Genomic DNA, 14610 nt, shown 5'->3' with positions numbered 1-14610 from the left:
ACCGTACGAAGGGACCTGCGATGTCCGACCGGCGAGCCCCCGCCGTCCCCGACCCCACCACCCAGCACCCCGCTCCGCCCCAACCCGACCAGCACCAGCAGCACCCCGGTTCGACCGGGGCCATGGAGCCGCGGCCCGACCACGGCGAGGACTCCTACGAGGGGCACGGCCTGCTGACCGACAGGGCGGCGCTCGTCACCGGCGGCGACTCCGGGATCGGCAGGGCCGTGTGCCTGGCGTTCGCACGGGAGGGCGCGGACGTCGTGTTCACGCATCTGCCCGAGGAGAAGGCCGATGCCGAGGAGACCGCCCGCCTGGTCCGCGAAGCGGGCCGCACCGCGATCGCCGTGCCGTGCGACATCCGGGACGAACGACAGTGCGACGACCTGATCGACCGCACGGTCGGCGAACTCGGCCGGGTCGACCTCCTCGTCAACAACGCCGCGTACCAGATGTCACAGCCCGACGGCATCGAGGCGATCACCACGGAGCAGTTCGACCGGGTGATGAAGACCAACCTGTACGGCATGTTCTGGCTCACCCGCCGGGCCCTGGCCCACATGCCGCGCGGCGGATGCGTCATCAACACCACGTCCGTCCAGGGCTACCAGCCCAGCCCCCACCTCCTCGACTACGCGATGACGAAGTCGGCCATCATCTCCTTCACCCACGGCCTCGCCCAGATGGTCGCGGAACGCGGCATCCGGGTGAACGCGGTCGCCCCCGGGCCGGTGTGGACCCCGCTGATCCCCGCGACGATGCCGGAGACCGGGCACTTCGGCGAACAGTCGCCCCTGGGACGTCCGGCCCAGCCGGCGGAGATGGCCCCCGCCTACGTCTTCCTGGCCTCGCCCCGGGCGAGCTACATCACCGGGGAGATCGTGAACGCCACGGGCGGGACGCCGCTTCCCTGAGCCGCTACTCCTGCCGCTTCTCCTCCCGGGCCTGCTCGGCGATGTCCTCCAGCACGGCCTTCGGGTCGGCGGACGGCGCGACGGCCTTGCCGATGTTCCGCTTGATGGTGTTGCTGACCTGCAGCCAGGACGGCTCGTTGACCGGGTAGAGCTGCGCGCTGTGCAGCGCGTCCAGGAACCGCTCGGTGTCGGGATCGGCCTGCGGGCCCTGGGACGCCTCGGAGGCGGACACCGTCGACGGCAACAGGTGGTAGCGCCCCGCGAACTCGCTGAGGTTCTTGTCCTGGTAGACGAAGTCCAGGAAGGAGCCCACCGGTTCGCGGTTGCCGTCCCGCTTGAAGGCCATCATCCAGTCCGCGACGCCCGCCGCCGGCGGGATCTTCCCGTCCTCCAGCGTGTCCGACACCGGCATGCTCAGGGTGCCGACCTTCATCCCCTTCGCCCTCGCCTCGTGGAGGAGCGACGGGTAGCCGTTGACCATGCCGACGTCGCCGCGGAGGAAGGCGTCGAAGGCGTCCTGCCGGTTGAGCTTGGCCGGCGGGACCGGGCCCGTCAGACCGGGCACGACCAGGTTGTCCTTGATCCAGCGGAACGTCTGCGTGTTCTGCTCGGAGGCGATGGCGTACTGGCCGCTGACGTCGGTGTACCCGCCGCCGTTGCTCAGCTCCCAGATCAGGGCTTCGGCGTGCGCCTCCTCGGGGCCGAGCGGCAGGGCGTACGGATAGGGCACGCCCTTCTTCTTCAGGGCCTCGGCCGCTTCCTTCAGTTCCGACCAGGTCTTCGGCGGCTCGGCCCCGGCCTCGTCGAACAACTCCTCGTTGTAGAAGAGCAGCCGGCTGCTGGCCACGAAGGGCAGGCCGTACAGGGTGTTGTCGACCGAGCCCGCCGCCGCGAGCGGCCGCAGGAAGTTCGCCTCCGCCCTGATCGACAGCAGCTCGTCGGCGGAGTAGAGACGGCCCTCCGCGGCGAAGTCGGAGTACGCGCCCATCAGAGCGACGTCCGGCGCGTTGTCCTCCTCGACCATGCGGGTGACCTCGCGGTCGACGTCGGCCCACGGGTAGAGCGTCACCTCGACCTTCGTGCCGGGGTGGGCGGCGGTGAAGGCGGCGGTCAGCTTGTCCCAGTACGCCTTGGAGCTGGTCGCCGGGCCGTCGCCGTACTCGGGAGCCACCAGACGCAGCGTCGTCCCGGCGCTCTCGGACGAGCCGCAGCCGGTGGCGAGTGAGCCCAGCAGTCCGAACGCGGCCACGGAGGCGGTCATGCCGAAGATTCTCGGTCGCACGGGTCTTCCCTCTGATGTTCTGGACAGTGCGTCCGGGATTCTCCCCTGGCCAGAGGCATATTTCGCCCCCTACTCGGCGGTTGTGGTCCTACCTCCAACAGGGCGGATTCCCCTTGGTGCCTTCCGATAGGAGGGCGCTGGCTCCGACGCGCGTAGAACCTTCCACCCAGTCCACCGTGACTCCGGTGAGGCACATTGACGGGCAGGCGAACGGCCTGGCGCCGCCCCCCTCGACGGGCGTCGAGCCGGCCGGCGGCGCGTTCCTCCGGGCGCCCCCGGGGCCTGCCCGGTCCTCCCGTGCCGGTCTCAGGTGCGGCTGCCCGCAGGACCCCGCCTCCTGTTCCGCCCGGCCCGGGACCCCGCGTACGCGGCGACGCGCAGCGCACGCAGGCGGTCGACCGGGCGGAAACCGGACAGGCAGTTCCGGTAGGGGTCGAACCCGAGCCGGCCGGACGCGGGCTCCTCGCGGAAGAGGGTGAGCCGAGCCAGCAGCCGCCAGCCCACGGACGTCCCGACCCGCAGGTCGAAGACGACCGGCCGCGAGGCCGCCGCCGCCCCCACCGCGGCGGGGTCGGCGGGGATCCTGGGGGAGCCCGGTGCGGGAAACGCCGCCACGACGCCCTGCCCGTCGCCCACGGCATAGGCCAGGAGCGTGGTGTACGGACCGGAGGTGGCGGACGTGCGGGGGATCGGCACGTGCCGGGAAAGGCGCCCCCGGCCGCTGCTGGTGAACAGCAGTTCCAGGGGGCACCCCGGTCCGTCCGCGTCCTCCACCCGCAGCGCGAGCCCCAACCCGTCGGGAAGCGGGCGGGGCAGCCCGGCCGCCCGCGACCACCGTGCCGTCACCGGGTACGACGCGGGGCGGTCGCACCACGGCACGCCCCACCGGATCTCCTGCGCCGGCACGTCGAGGCGTCCCGCGAGCACCACGCCATGGGGATGCAGGGCGGGCCGGGCACCCCGGCGGCGGGCGACGAACCGCGCCGCGCGGAAGACGACGCCCGCCTTTCCGGCGCCGGCGTCCGAACGCCCCGGGTCCGTCCGCCCGGTGCTCCTGCCGTCCGTCCTCATGCCCGCCGACTACCCAGGTCTCGCCGATCGATCCGGCCGTCACCGATCCGTACGCACGCCGATCCGGCCGCACGCCGATCCGGCCGTCACCGATCCGTACGCACGCCGATCCGGACGCCATCGGCCCGTACGCCCCCTGAGGCGCCCCTCACCGGTAGCCGGACGGCAGCTCCTCCGGCCCGGCGGCCCGGGCGGGGCCGCCGGGCCGTGAACTCACGCCGTCGCACGGGGCACACCTCAGGCCGGACGCCAGTCGGGTCGACGGCCGCTGAGGCCGATCACACGGTCCAGCAGGGGCGCGGTGTCCGGCACCGCGACGACGGGGCCGAAGAAGCCCTCGTCGGAGGAACCGTCGGCCGGGGTCAGCAGGGCCTCGGAAACCCTCAGCTCCTCCTCGCTCACCTCGTACGCCTGACCGCTGGCCCGTGCCAGGTCCCAGCCGTGGATCAGCAGCTCGTCGAGCGCGACCCGGCCCATGACGGCGGCCGGCAGGGCGACCCCGCCCGCCTGCGTGTCCCCTTCCCAGGCCCCGGGCTCCCGCCAGGCGGCCGCCAGCTCGCCCAGCGCCCGCGGCAGGGTCGTCCGCCAGTCCTCGGAGAGCACCGGACGGGACGAGCCGGGCGGCGTGGCGGTGGTGGGACCGAAGCGCTTCAGGGCCGCGTCACGGAAGGCGACGCTGAGCCCGGCGACATGGGCGAGCACCTCCCGTACCGCGTACTCGGGGCAGGGCGTCGGGCCGTCGAGCCGCTCGTCGTCGATGGCCTCCGCGAGCCGGGCGACCCGCTCGGCGGCCGCCCCCAGGTCGATGGGCTCCGTGCGTGAAGTGTTCTCCATGCGGGGTGGACCGCCGGGCCGTCGGAAACTCATCGCTCCGCGCCCACCGTCTTTTCCTGCGGATTGCCTGCATGGTGATGTCTTGCCGCAGTCTTGGCGGCGCTTTGGCGACGCCTTGGCGGGACGCATCCTTCCTCGCACTAGCGTTCCCGCCATGCCGTCATACCCCCCACGCCCCGGTGCGCTTCAGGTCCTGCCGTACCGCAAACCCACCCGCGGTCGGGACTACTGGATCCTGGACGACGTCCTGCCCGACCCCGACGCCGTACGAGCCCGCATGCTCGAACGGGACGACTGGGTGGAGGGCTACCCCCACAAGCCCGAGCCCTGGCCGGGACTGCGCACGATGCCCGGACTCGAACCGGCGGAACTCGCGCACGTGGAGAAGCTGGTGCGCAGGACCGTCGGGGCGCAGAGGCTCTGGACGGTGGACCCCTCCGGCGGTGGCACCTTCAACCACAACTGCGTCCAGGTCGTCGGTGAGGGCGAGTGCGAACCGCGCCCGCACACCGACTCCCGGAGCCTGTGCCGTTACGCGGCGGTGCTGTACCTGACGCCGGACCTGCCCAAGGACTGCGGCACCAGCTTCTACCGCCAGAACCTGCCCGGCGGCGTGCTCGGCGGCAATCAGGTCCTCGCCCCGCACAACAACCTGGTGGACGCGCTGGGCACCCGCTTCGTGCCGGGAGACTCCTTCACCGAGGACCTGCGCGTCCCGCCCCGCTACAACCGCCTGCTGCTGTACTCGGCCAACCTCATCCACACCGCGACCGGTTACACCGGCACGACCTTGCGGGACAAGCGGATGACGGCCGTCTTCTTCTGGATGGCCTGAGGGCTGTCCCGTTTCCAGTCCGGAAGTTGGGTCTGGCCTCGCTGTCGGCGGTGCGGGATGACGAGGCCGGTGCCCGGGTAGCCGCCGTCGGCGATCGTGGTGGTCTTGCCGACGGCGGCCTTGGCGCCGGATTCCTCCCATGCCCTGCAGTCGTTGCGGTTCCCGGCGAGCGGTCGGCCGACCACGGCGACCAGGCGAGTGTCGGCGTCGATGACGACCTGGTGGTCGGTGGAGTACCGGTGGTTCTTCGACCGCTCGGTGATGGCGTGGTCGCGGGTGGGGACCAGGGTGCCGTCCACGATGAGCACGGTGTCCTTGGCGAACCGCTTGCGGGGCTGGAGTGCGAGCAGGGGGCCGAGGTGGTTGATGACTCGGCCGGCCGTGGACTTCGAGACGCCGAACAGCGGAGCGAGCTGCCGCAACGTCAGGTTGGTTCGCATGATCATCGCGCAGACCGGCCTCACCCCGAGACAATCCCACAGCTACGCTGCTCGGGGCAGTCCACAGGGAGCAAGATCCGGGGGAAACCGTGAACCGACCTCTGCTGTTCCTCGACGTGGACGGGCCGCTCAACCCTTATGCGGCCAAGCCGGAGAGGCGTCCCGACGGCTACACCACACTCCGGGTCCCCCGGAACGGCGCCCCTCAGGACGGCAGGGGCCTGTCGTCCCGACGACGCCCCCTGCGGGTCTGGCTCAACCCGGAGCACGGACGCATCCTGCTCCGGCTCGGCTTCGAGCTGTGCTGGGCCACCACATGGATGGACGACGCCAACCGGTGGATCGCACCGGTCCTCGGCCTTCCGGAACTTCCCTTCGTGGACTTCGGCGACGTCCTGCTCCAAGAACGCCCCGATGGAGTCCACTGGAAGACCGGACCGCTGGTGGACTACGCAGGCGGCCGTCCCTTCGCCTGGGTGGACGACGAGCAGAGCGCGCTGGATCAGACCTACGTGACGGCCCACCACCCGGGCCCAGGGCTCCTCCACCACGTCAACCCGCGGATCGGCCTACGCGAGAACGACTTCCACACGCTCGCCGGCTTCGCCCAGTCCCTGGACACCTCACGAACCACCGGCTGAGCACCTCGCCGGCCCGGCAGGCAGCTCCGCACTCGAAACCGAGATCTTTGCCGGACAACCCTTAGGGCGTTTCCTTCGGACCTCGCGGGCTTGTCACACTTCCCGAGGGGAGGTGCAGGCCGAGGAGGCGGCGCGGCGGTGACCGGCCGACCAGGGCGTCAGCCGGGTGTGCGACGGGTGGGTGAGCGACGAGGCCCCCGACGTGTTGCTCACCGCCGACCAGGTGGCGCACTCCTGGGCCGGCGACGTGTTCGCCGAAGATCTGGACGCCGCCGACCGGCTGCGGCTGGCCTTCGGGCTGCTGGACCTCCTCGACGAATACTGGGTCACGTGCGAGATCCGGTTCGCGAACGAGGGCGCAGAGGGTCCCCTGCCGGCCGACGTGCTGGGGGACGGCTACCGCCGGCGGCTGGAGGCGGACCGACATGCCGAGGCCGTCACCTACTCGCTGTGGGTGGACTGGTTCGAGGACCCCGCCACGTCCGCGACGGCCTTCGCCGAGGTCCTCGGCGACGACGTCGACCGCGTGGTGACCGAGGCGTCGGAAGCCCTGCTCCGCGGGGCCCGTCGGGTCCTGGAGTGCTCGGGCCCGGTGCGCTGGACGGTGAAGGAGCCGACGTACCGCGCCGCCGTGCGGCTTCCCGCCCTGCACCCCGCCCTCTTCCGCGGCCTCCTGGCGGGCTTCCACGACGTCCACGGCGACCTGGAACCGGCTGCCGCACCGGCCCTGCTCGACCGGCTGGCACTCCCCGCGGGCACCTGGCACCTCGCCGAACTGCGCCACGTGCTCGCCGCGGGGCACAGGAACCACTACCGCAGCCCCGGTGCCTGGGACGACGCGGTCCGCTCCTGCTCCTGAGCCGTGGACCCGGCGGACCGAAGGAAGACGCCCGCGATGTGGAGTCCGGCCGGGTGGAGGGTCGGGGTCTTCCCGTAGCGGTTGGCGACGCCTTGCCGGTCGCCGTACTCCTCGGGCGGGCGGACCCATGGCGAGCCGGTCCGGAACTTCCGGGCGATCGCGTCGATCACTTCACTGTGGTCTCCCCATCGGCCCCGCGCCTCCCCGGTCCTGAGGAGCGAGGTCACGCAGCACCGAACGGTCCGAACGAAGTGCCCTGGTGATCTGAGCCGGGGAGCTCTCGGCCGAAATGGCCGGCCGCGCCGATTCCGGAGGTTCCCGCTCCGGGATCGGCGCGTCGCATCCCTCGACGGCGTCCGACACCTCGGCCGTCATGGCGCTTCCCCGCCGCCCGAGTCGGGCGCGACCGGCCCGTGCACCGTGCACCGTGCTTCAGGGGAAGCAGGTGCTGAGTGTCGTTCTCACCGCGGCCGTGGCTGGCGACAGTGGGGTACGAGGCAACCGCCACGGGCGAAGTCCGGTGTCGCTGAACACCGTGCCGCGGGCGTGTCGACCGGGACAGCCAGGGGAGAGAAGTTGAGTGATCGTGTCGTCGTCGTGGGTCTCGGCGCCACCGGCCGGGCCATCGCTTCTTCCTTGCTGCGACGCGCGGACGTGGAGGTCGTCGGAGCGGTGGACCAGGACCCCCGCGTGGCTGGTCGAGACCTCGGAGCGCTGCTCGGCGGCGCCGCGAACGGCGTCGTCGTCGTGGGCGACCCGGCCGACCTGCCCGCCGCCGACCTCGCGATCGTGGCGACCGTCTCGGACCTGCACAGGGCGGCCGACGTCCTGCTGCCGCTGCTGGAGCGTTCGTACAACGTCCTGAGCATCTGCGAAGAGCTGGCCCATCCATGGCAGAGCCATCCCGACCTGGCCCGACGGCTCGACGACACGGCGAAGGCACACGGCGTGACCGTCCTGGGCGGCGGGGCGAACCCGGGCATCCTGATGGACACCCTTCCTCTCCTGCTGACCGCATTGACCCAGCGTGTGGAGAGCGTGCGCATCCGCCGACGGACGAACATGTCACGCTACGGCGCGATCCTGTCGAAGTTCGGCCTCGGTCTGACCACGCGCGAGTTCGCGACGGCTCGCAGCCGGGGCGAGGTCGTCGGACACCACGGCTTCGAGCAGGCCATCGGGGCGCTCGCGGCAGGGCTCGGATGGGATCTCGACTCGGTGGACGTGGGAGAGGTCGAACCCGCTGTCGTGACGACCTCGCCGCGCGTCGGGGACCACATGCGTATCGAACCGGGGCAGATCGCGGCTGTCACTCATGCCGCCCGGGGCGTGTTCGAGGGCGAAGTGGTGATCGACCTGGAGATCACGTTCGGGTTCTTCGAGCCGGCCGACGAGGTGGCCGCGGGCGACGACTACCGGATCGTCGGAGAGGAGCAGGTCGTCGACCTCCGTTCCTCCGGGGGCTTCGATTCCTTCCTCAGCACGGTCGCGGCGGCGGTCAACGCCTCCACCGCGGTCGTCGGGGCGCGCCCCGGTCTCCTGTCGATGGGAGACCTCCCGGCCCGCTCGGTCGCGGCCAAGGGAGAGCGACGAGCAGCCCGGGCCCCGCTCGGGGCCACGACCTCTCAGGACTGACACGGAGCCGCAGAAGACGGAGAACCTCCTGCTCGCCGTCTTCGCGCGTCTCGCCGAAGAGGCGCCCGTCGCGGTCGATCCGCTGGACGGGGACGAGGGCTCGGGGCGTGCTGCCGAGCATGCCCCGACGCGGGGCGCGAAGCAGGACGGACCCCCCACCCGACAGGACAGAAACCCCACCCAGAAGGAGATCGGGACGACATGAGGACCGACGGCACGAAGTACAACAGCTTCACCGGCTGGATCGACCGGCCGGACGACGTGCGGCCCGCACTGGACCGCGATCTCACCTGTGACATCGCCGTCATCGGCGGCGGCATGGGCGGCATGGCGGCCGCGCTGCGCCTCGCGGAGCGAGGCCAGGACGTGGTGCTGCTGGAGGCCGAGTTCTGCGGCTACGGCTCGGCCTCGCGCAACGGCGGTCAGATCGCCGGGGCGCCGGGTGGCGACCTGCGGATGCTCAGCCTCCAGTCCCCGAAGAAGATGCCGGTCATGACCAAACTGGCGGAGCACGCGGGCCGCTACGTGGAAGACCTCATGAAGACGCACGACATCGACTGCGACTACGTGGCGAACGGCCTGGTGTGGGGTGCGGTCTCCCCCCTCATGATGCTCAGGGTGCGCACCCAGGCGGCGATCCTGCGCGCCTACGGTGGGCACGGGACCGTCGGCAGCAGGGAGGAACTCGGCCTCCCCGCCGGATTCGTGGGCGGTATGCGGGAGTCCGTCGGCGGAATGCTGAATCCGGGCAAGCTCGCTCGTGGTGTGCGTCGCGCGCTGCTCGCCTCCTCGGCCAAGGTCTTCGAGCAGACGCGGGTGAGCGATGTCCGGCGGACGGGCGGCACCGTCGAGATCACGACACCGCACGGCGTCGTGCGGGCCAACAAGGTGCTGCTCGCCACCAGCGTCTACGGCGGCGAGTGGGACATCACGCCCAAGAACCTCGCGACGCCGCTGTACGTCATCGAGATCGAGTCGGAACCCATCGCGCCGGAGCGGCTCGCCGCGCTGGACTGGACCAGTCGGTCCGGCATCATCACCCAGCACCAGTTGATGACCCACTACCGTCTCACCGAGCGCAACACCATCGTCTGCGGGGTCCGCCAAGCGCAGCGGGGCCAGACCTACCCGCTCCCGGACCGGGTCCCGGACCCCGCCGTCGTGCGGGACATGGGGAAGGATCTGGCCAACCGGTTCCCATCGCTGTCCGACGTGGCCATCGAGCGCGCCTGGGGCGGTTGGATCGGCATCAGCCCGGACTGGCTGGCGATCGCCGGGCAGGTGGGCGACAACGTCTTCTACTCGAACGCCTGCAACGGCCACGGCCTCTGTCAGGTGCCGTACGTGGCCCACCAGCTCGCCGACTACATCGTCGACGGTGAGATGCCGGAGGACCTCGCCGGCATCTGGTCGGACGCCACGAAGTACTCACCGTCGATGTCACTGCTGATGCAGCCGTTCGTCCTCCGAGCCGTCTCGGGGCTGGACCGGTTCAACGACTTCTTCAACGGCAGCAGGACGCTGGCCCGGCGGACGCTCCGTCGTGGCAGGCGCGGGAACTCCTGAGGGTTCGGGCGACGCCCGATCCGTGACGGCGTGGTGTGGGATCGCCACCCGCTACGGCAAGACCGCCGAGTCCTGCGAAGCGGCCGTCGCCCTCGCGCCACTCCTGATGCGGGCCTGACGTCCGACGACGGGACCCGGTCCCGCCGACCGGGCCCGAGCGGGGACCGGCACGGGTCGGCGGTCAGTGCCCGAGCGAGGCGAGCAGGGGACGCCAGTCGATGTGGCGTTCCTCCGTGCCCTGGGGGACCAGGGCGAACGTCTCCCGCACCACGGCGGCCAGCCGGTCCGCCTCGACCAGGACGTGGGCGCGGTGCCCGGGGGGACCGAGCCGTATCAGCAGCCTGCCCTCGTCGGCGGGCCGCAGGTGGACCTCCCCGTCGCCGGTCGGCGAGAGCGAGCCGATGACGACCATCTCCCGGTCCAGGTGCCAGACGACGGGATCGGGATCCAGGAGGTGGAAGGTGATGCTCAGCGCATGGGGGTTGCGGGAGGTGTAGTGGAGGGTGGTGTCTACCCGGACCTCGGTGTCCGAGGTGAGCAGTTCCATGGGCATGCTCCGCGTCAGGGTCTTCACCGCGGGGAGCGACTGGGACATGAGATCCTCCGGCTTCGTGCTTCGGAAGCGGGTGTGGTCTGCTCCTCACCCCTCGATCCCTCCTTACTCCTCGCCCTCGTGAGGCAGATGCGATGACCCTGTCGCGATTCTGTGGAGAAGATCCGCGCCCGAGCACCTCCCGGCCCTCGGCGGGGCCCGCGCGCGCCGTGGACTCCGGCACGTTCAAGGGGGCGTCAGGTCGTCGAGCCGCGCCGCGAGTTCGGGATGGTCGGCCAGGTGGGGGCGGGTGGCGGTGAGCGGGTCGACGAGCTCCGCCGGGTCGTTGTGGGCGAGGGCCGCGTGGAGCCGGCTCAGCGGCAGGTCGGCCGCGGTCGGCAGGTCGGTGAGGGCGGTGATCCGCCCGGCGATGCTGCGCAGGTCCGCCGCGTTGCGCCGGGCCCAGGTGGCGGTGGTGCGCTCGGCCGCGCGGCGCTCGCGGGTGGCCTGGACGCGTTGCTCGCCGGTCGTTCCGACGGGCCCGGGCCGGTTGCGCAGGTAGCGGCGCTCGGCGGCCTGGCGGCTGGCGACGCCGAGGGGGTGGGCGAGGTCGGCCCAGCTGGCGCCCGCGTGGCGGGCGGTCTCGATCAGGCCGGTCTCCCATCCGGCGAGCTCCTCGCGCACCTGCCGCAGCAGCAGGAGCGAGGCCAGGGCCTGGTCCGTGCCGACGGCCTCGCCGGTGCCGGGCGCCGTGTGCCGGGCGGCCCGCAGGGTCTCGTCTATGGCCCGGAGGGCCGCCGCGGCGGCGAGGAACGACGCCGGGCTCTGTGCGTCGGCGCCGGACTGGTCCGGTCGGTCGGCCGGGGTCATGGGCATCTCCCTCGGTGGTCATCCTTCGGATGACGGCCTCACTTGTCATCCAATGGATGACATGTTACAACGGTTTCAGTGAGGCGCATTGGCAGCAACTGCCCGAACCTCTGGAGGTGTTCTTCGATGTTGATGCGCACTGACCCCTTCCGCGAGCTCGACCGGCTGGCCCAGCAGATGATGGGCCCGGGGACCTGGACGCGACCGTCCCCGATGCCCATGGACGCCTACCGCGAGGGCGACGAGTACGTGGTGGCCTTCGACATCCCCGGCGTCGGTCCGGACGCGATCGACATCGACGTCGAACGGAACATGCTGACCGTCAAGGCCGAGCGCAGGCCCGTGACCAAGGCCGACGACGTGCAGATGGAACTCTCGGAGCGGCCGCTGGGAGTCTTCTCGCGCCAGATCGTGCTGGCCGACACGCTGGACACCGAGCGCATCCAGGCCGACTACGAGGCAGGCGTGCTCACCCTGCGCATCCCGATCGCCGAGCGCGCCAAGCCCCGCAAGATCTCCATCGGCGTCGGAGCGGGCCGCAAGGAGATCTCCGGCTGAGCCGGACACGCAAGGGCTGACGAGCGGCGGAGGACGGGCGTTCGATCTCCCCCCTCCCGTCCTCCGCGCCCCTGGACCGAGGAAAGGTGGCGGCCGACGTGACCGTACGACGGGAAGCGTTTCTCGATCAGGTGGAGGAACGAGGCAGGTACGACACCGTGCGGGAGGCCGAACGCGCGGCCCGCGTGGTGCTCGCCCTGCTGGGAGCGCACCTGGTGGGCGAGGTGCGCGCCCGGCTGGCCGCGCGCCTGCCGGAAGGCTTCGCCCTGATCCTGCTCAACCCGCTGCAGAGCGCCGAGCCGCTCTCGCCCGAGCGGTTCGTACGGGCGACGGCGGCCTGGATCGAGGGCGCGACGGAGCGGACCGCCGCCTGGGACGTGGGCGCCGTCCTCTCCACGGTCGCCGACGCCGCCGGCGACGACCTCCTCAAGGAGGTCCTGCTCCAGCTGCCCGCGGGCTACGACCTCCTCTTCGGCCGCCCCCAGCCCACCTGACCACCCCACCTCCGGTGGCCGCGCACCGGCCACCACGACCCGGTGACAGAAAGGCAACCACCGCAGTGATGTCCGACCAGAGCGCACCGTCCCGGCAGCCCTACGGAAGGGCGTACGAGCAGATGCTGGAGAAGGTCCGCTACGACGGCGCCTACCCCGACCGCGAGAGGGCCGAGGAAGCCGTCCGCCTCGTCCTCGGGGGACTGGGACGCCAGCTGACCGGCGACGAACGCGTCGAACTGGCCGCCCGCCTGCCGTTCGAGGCCGCGTGCGTCCTCACCGCCCAGATCCCCGACCCCCGGCCGCTGGGGGGCTGGGCGTTCGTGAAGGAACTCGCCGCCCGCACCGGCGCCTCCCTGGCCACCACCCGCTGGGACACCGGATCGGTCTTCTCCGCCGTCGCGGCCTACGCCGGCCCCGACCTCCTGACCCGCATCCTCCAGCAACTGCCCACCGGTTACGCGCTGCTGTTCGGCCGCGCCGAACTCGCGTCCGCCGCGTAGCGCGCGACGCGGGCGCACGGGGCGGGCGCACGGGGCGGACACGACCGACGCGCGACTGCCCGCCTCGCCTCGCCCCGCCCCGTTGCGTGCCGTGGGCCGGGGCGAGGCGGCCACCGAGGGGACGGGGCGGGGCAGTCACCGCCAGGGCGGGGTGGAGCGGTCACCGCCCGGACCGGGTGCTCTCACCGGCCGGAACACCGTCAGCTCGAACGCGCCCGCCCGACGGACCCCAGCACGGCGGTGAGGAAACGGCGCACCGTCTCCAGCTCGCCCGCCCCGAAATCCTCCGCCACCGCCACCACTTCGCCGATCACCGGCCCGAAGAAGGCCCACCCGAGTTCCGCGGCCTTCTCCTCCACCTTCAGCAGTACGCGCCGCCGGTCCGCCGTGTCCCTGCTGCGGGAGGCCAGTCCGAGCCGCTCCAGCCGGTCCACCAGGGAGGTGGTCCCGGCGGAGTTCAGCCGCAACTGTTCGCCGAGCCACCCGGGCGTGGCCCGGAGGCCCGCACGTTCCGCGTCCAACAGGTGGATCAGCGCGCGCACATCGGTGGGATGCAGCCCGTGGCGCGCCGCGAACTCGGCGCCGAGCACGTCGAACTCCACGGTGACCGCGCGCAGCAGGTGCACCAGCCCCATCACCGGGCTCCGGTCGTCCACGTACACTCCTCGGTCTCACGGTTAATATCTCGCTGAGCGAGATTATCGCCCAGCGAGAGGAATCGCCGTGTCCCCGTCCGAGTTCGACCGCGCCTACGACGAGCTGCGGGCCTGCTGGCCCGAGTCCACCGAGGAACACGACGTCGCCACCCCGTACGGGCCCACCCGGGTCCATGTGTACGGCTCGCCCGGCGGCAGCCCCCTGGTCCTGCTGCCCGGCGGCTCCGCGACCGGCCTCGTCTGGTTCGCCAACGCACCGGCGCTGGGGGAGCGGTACCGGATCCACGCGGTCGACCTGATGGGCGACGCCGGCCGCACCGAACGCCGGGGCGCACCGCTGAGGAACGCCGACGATCTCACGGCCTGGATGGACGCGCTCCTGGACGGCCTCGGTCTCCCCCGCACGCACCTGTGCGGTCACTCGTACGGCGCCTGGCTGGCCGCCCGGTACGCGACCCACGCACCGTCGCGAGTGAACCGCCTCGCCCTCGTGGACCCCACCCAGGTCTTCGCCGGCTTCCGCCCCGGCTACCTGCTGCGCGCGCTGCCCACCCTGATCCGCCCGAGCGAGGCCAGGGCGCGCGCGTTCCTGGCCTGGGAGACGGCGGGCACCCGCCCGGACGAGACCTGGCAGCGCCTCTACGCGCTCGCCGCCACCCTCCCCGGCCGCAAGCCGGTCACCGGCAGCCGTCCCCGGGCCGCCGACCTCGACATGCCCGTCCTGGTCCTGCTCGCGGAAGACAGCCGCACCCACGACTCGGCCGCGGTCGCCGACCGGGCCCGCCGGGTGCTCCCGCACGCCGAGGTGGCACTGCTCCCCGGCGCCACCCACCACTCCCTGCCGCTCACCGCGCCGAAGGAACTCGACGGGCGGCTGCTGGCCTTCCTGGACGGAGGAACCGGTGGAAGGCCGTGACTCC

Annotated in this window: 17 protein-coding genes and 1 pseudogene; 10 read left to right on the top strand and 8 right to left on the bottom strand. The window is 72.0% G+C overall.

The annotated features are described in order from the left end of the window. Nucleotides 1–20 precede the first annotated feature (20 nt). Entirely contained in the window at nt 21–914 is an 894-nt protein-coding gene (locus tag IE180_RS07520; protein ID WP_190155985.1) for an SDR family oxidoreductase, read from the top strand. 4 nt (nt 915–918) lie between these two features. Here the strand turns inward: IE180_RS07520 and IE180_RS07515 are convergent, their stop codons facing one another. From IE180_RS07515 to IE180_RS07505, 3 genes are all read right to left on the bottom strand, one after another. After that, nucleotides 919–2175 (bottom strand): extracellular solute-binding protein, encoded by a 1257-nt coding sequence (locus IE180_RS07515; protein WP_190155984.1) that lies wholly within the window; start codon nt 2173–2175, stop codon nt 919–921. 327 nt (nt 2176–2502) lie between these two features. Then, nucleotides 2503–3267, bottom strand: coding sequence for a phosphodiesterase (locus tag IE180_RS07510; protein WP_190155983.1), 765 nt, complete (start codon nt 3265–3267; stop codon nt 2503–2505). A 237-nt stretch (nt 3268–3504) separates the two neighbouring features. Then, nucleotides 3505–4101: a TIGR03086 family metal-binding protein gene (locus tag IE180_RS07505; protein ID WP_190155982.1), complete on the bottom strand. Its 597-nt coding sequence runs from the start codon at nt 4099–4101 to the stop codon at nt 3505–3507. Nucleotides 4102–4255: 154 nt separating this feature from the next. On the opposite strand from IE180_RS07505, the gene IE180_RS07500 reads away from it, so the two are divergent. Further along, nucleotides 4256–4936: a DUF6445 family protein gene (locus IE180_RS07500; protein ID WP_190155981.1), complete on the top strand. Its 681-nt coding sequence runs from the start codon at nt 4256–4258 to the stop codon at nt 4934–4936. Nucleotides 4937–4941: 5 nt separating this feature from the next. Here the strand turns inward: IE180_RS07500 and IE180_RS07495 are convergent. After that, nucleotides 4942–5385 (bottom strand): annotated as a pseudogene (locus IE180_RS07495) (transposase); the annotation flags it as partial. 80 nt (nt 5386–5465) lie between these two features. On the opposite strand from IE180_RS07495, the gene IE180_RS07490 reads away from it, so the two are divergent. Beyond that, a complete protein-coding gene (locus tag IE180_RS07490) occupies nt 5466–6017 on the top strand; it encodes a hypothetical protein (RefSeq protein ID WP_190155980.1) in 552 nt (183 codons plus the stop codon). Nucleotides 6018–6198: 181 nt separating this feature from the next. After that, nucleotides 6199–6876, top strand: coding sequence for a hypothetical protein (locus tag IE180_RS07485; protein WP_229860358.1), 678 nt, complete (start codon nt 6199–6201; stop codon nt 6874–6876). On the opposite strand, the gene IE180_RS07480 is transcribed toward IE180_RS07485, so the two are convergent. Further along, on the bottom strand, nt 6828–7046 hold the full coding sequence (locus tag IE180_RS07480) for a hypothetical protein (protein WP_190155979.1): 219 nt from the start codon (nt 7044–7046) through the stop codon (nt 6828–6830). The genes IE180_RS07485 and IE180_RS07480 overlap by 49 nt on opposite strands. A 406-nt stretch (nt 7047–7452) precedes the next feature. Here IE180_RS07480 and IE180_RS07475 point away from each other — a divergent pair, with 406 nt between their 5' ends. Both IE180_RS07475 and IE180_RS07470 read left to right on the top strand, forming a co-directional pair. After that, on the top strand, nt 7453–8511 hold the full coding sequence (locus IE180_RS07475) for a Gfo/Idh/MocA family oxidoreductase (protein ID WP_229860357.1): 1059 nt from the start codon (nt 7453–7455) through the stop codon (nt 8509–8511). A 201-nt stretch (nt 8512–8712) separates the two neighbouring features. Continuing rightward, the gene (locus tag IE180_RS07470) at nt 8713–10077 is read left to right on the top strand and encodes an NAD(P)/FAD-dependent oxidoreductase (RefSeq protein WP_190155978.1); all 1365 of its coding nucleotides are present in this window, start codon (nt 8713–8715) and stop codon (nt 10075–10077) included. A 181-nt stretch (nt 10078–10258) separates the two neighbouring features. Here the strand turns inward: IE180_RS07470 and IE180_RS07465 are convergent, their stop codons facing one another. Together IE180_RS07465 and IE180_RS07460 are read right to left on the bottom strand one after the other, a co-directional pair. After that, nucleotides 10259–10672: an SsgA family sporulation/cell division regulator gene (locus IE180_RS07465; RefSeq protein ID WP_190155977.1), complete on the bottom strand. Its 414-nt coding sequence runs from the start codon at nt 10670–10672 to the stop codon at nt 10259–10261. A gap of 183 nt (nt 10673–10855) precedes the next feature. Next, nucleotides 10856–11479: a type III effector protein gene (locus IE180_RS07460; protein WP_190155976.1), complete on the bottom strand. Its 624-nt coding sequence runs from the start codon at nt 11477–11479 to the stop codon at nt 10856–10858. A 126-nt stretch (nt 11480–11605) separates the two neighbouring features. On the opposite strand from IE180_RS07460, the gene IE180_RS07455 reads away from it, so the two are divergent. From IE180_RS07455 to IE180_RS07445, 3 genes are all read left to right on the top strand, one after another. Continuing rightward, nucleotides 11606–12037 carry an Hsp20/alpha crystallin family protein gene (locus tag IE180_RS07455; protein ID WP_190155975.1) on the top strand — a complete coding sequence of 144 codons (432 nt, stop codon included), beginning with the start codon at nt 11606–11608 and terminating at the stop codon, nt 12035–12037. A gap of 98 nt (nt 12038–12135) precedes the next feature. Next, nucleotides 12136–12531, top strand: a complete 396-nt coding sequence (locus IE180_RS07450) for a DUF2267 domain-containing protein (protein ID WP_190155974.1) — start codon at nt 12136–12138, stop codon at nt 12529–12531. Between the two features lie 68 nt (nt 12532–12599). Continuing rightward, entirely contained in the window at nt 12600–13034 is a 435-nt protein-coding gene (locus IE180_RS07445) for a DUF2267 domain-containing protein (protein ID WP_373302692.1), read from the top strand. A gap of 200 nt (nt 13035–13234) precedes the next feature. On the opposite strand, the gene IE180_RS07440 is transcribed toward IE180_RS07445, so the two are convergent. Beyond that, entirely contained in the window at nt 13235–13669 is a 435-nt protein-coding gene (locus tag IE180_RS07440) for a MarR family winged helix-turn-helix transcriptional regulator (protein ID WP_190156348.1), read from the bottom strand. 88 nt (nt 13670–13757) lie between these two features. On the opposite strand from IE180_RS07440, the gene IE180_RS07435 reads away from it, so the two are divergent. Continuing rightward, nucleotides 13758–14606, top strand: coding sequence for an alpha/beta fold hydrolase (locus tag IE180_RS07435; protein ID WP_190155972.1), 849 nt, complete (start codon nt 13758–13760; stop codon nt 14604–14606). Nucleotides 14607–14610: the final 4 nt, after the last annotated feature.

It is taken from the genome of Streptomyces litmocidini, from assembly GCF_014649755.1.
In the GTDB taxonomy this organism is placed as follows: Bacteria; Actinomycetota; Actinomycetes; order Streptomycetales; family Streptomycetaceae; genus Streptomyces; species Streptomyces litmocidini.
The sequence above is the reverse complement of the archived record's forward strand: the minus strand, read 5'-3'. Positions and strand labels throughout refer to the sequence as shown.

Bases quoted from the DNA above. Each gene is read 5' to 3' on its own strand.
- IE180_RS07470 (WP_190155978.1), top strand. From the start codon at position 8,713: ATGAGGACCGACGGCACGAAGTACAACAGCTTCACCGGCTGGATCGAC.
- IE180_RS07515 (WP_190155984.1), bottom strand. From the start codon at position 2,175: ATGACCGCCTCCGTGGCCGCGTTCGGACTGCTGGGCTCACTCGCCACC.
- IE180_RS07445 (WP_373302692.1), top strand. From the start codon at position 12,600: ATGTCCGACCAGAGCGCACCGTCCCGGCAGCCCTACGGAAGGGCGTAC.
- IE180_RS07455 (WP_190155975.1), top strand. From the start codon at position 11,606: ATGTTGATGCGCACTGACCCCTTCCGCGAGCTCGACCGGCTGGCCCAG.
- IE180_RS07465 (WP_190155977.1), bottom strand. From the start codon at position 10,672: ATGTCCCAGTCGCTCCCCGCGGTGAAGACCCTGACGCGGAGCATGCCC.
- IE180_RS07505 (WP_190155982.1), bottom strand. From the start codon at position 4,101: ATGGAGAACACTTCACGCACGGAGCCCATCGACCTGGGGGCGGCCGCC.
- IE180_RS07510 (WP_190155983.1), bottom strand. From the start codon at position 3,267: ATGAGGACGGACGGCAGGAGCACCGGGCGGACGGACCCGGGGCGTTCG.
- IE180_RS07440 (WP_190156348.1), bottom strand. From the start codon at position 13,669: ATGGGGCTGGTGCACCTGCTGCGCGCGGTCACCGTGGAGTTCGACGTG.
- IE180_RS07500 (WP_190155981.1), top strand. From the start codon at position 4,256: ATGCCGTCATACCCCCCACGCCCCGGTGCGCTTCAGGTCCTGCCGTAC.
- IE180_RS07520 (WP_190155985.1), top strand. From the start codon at position 21: ATGTCCGACCGGCGAGCCCCCGCCGTCCCCGACCCCACCACCCAGCAC.
- IE180_RS07460 (WP_190155976.1), bottom strand. From the start codon at position 11,479: ATGACCCCGGCCGACCGACCGGACCAGTCCGGCGCCGACGCACAGAGC.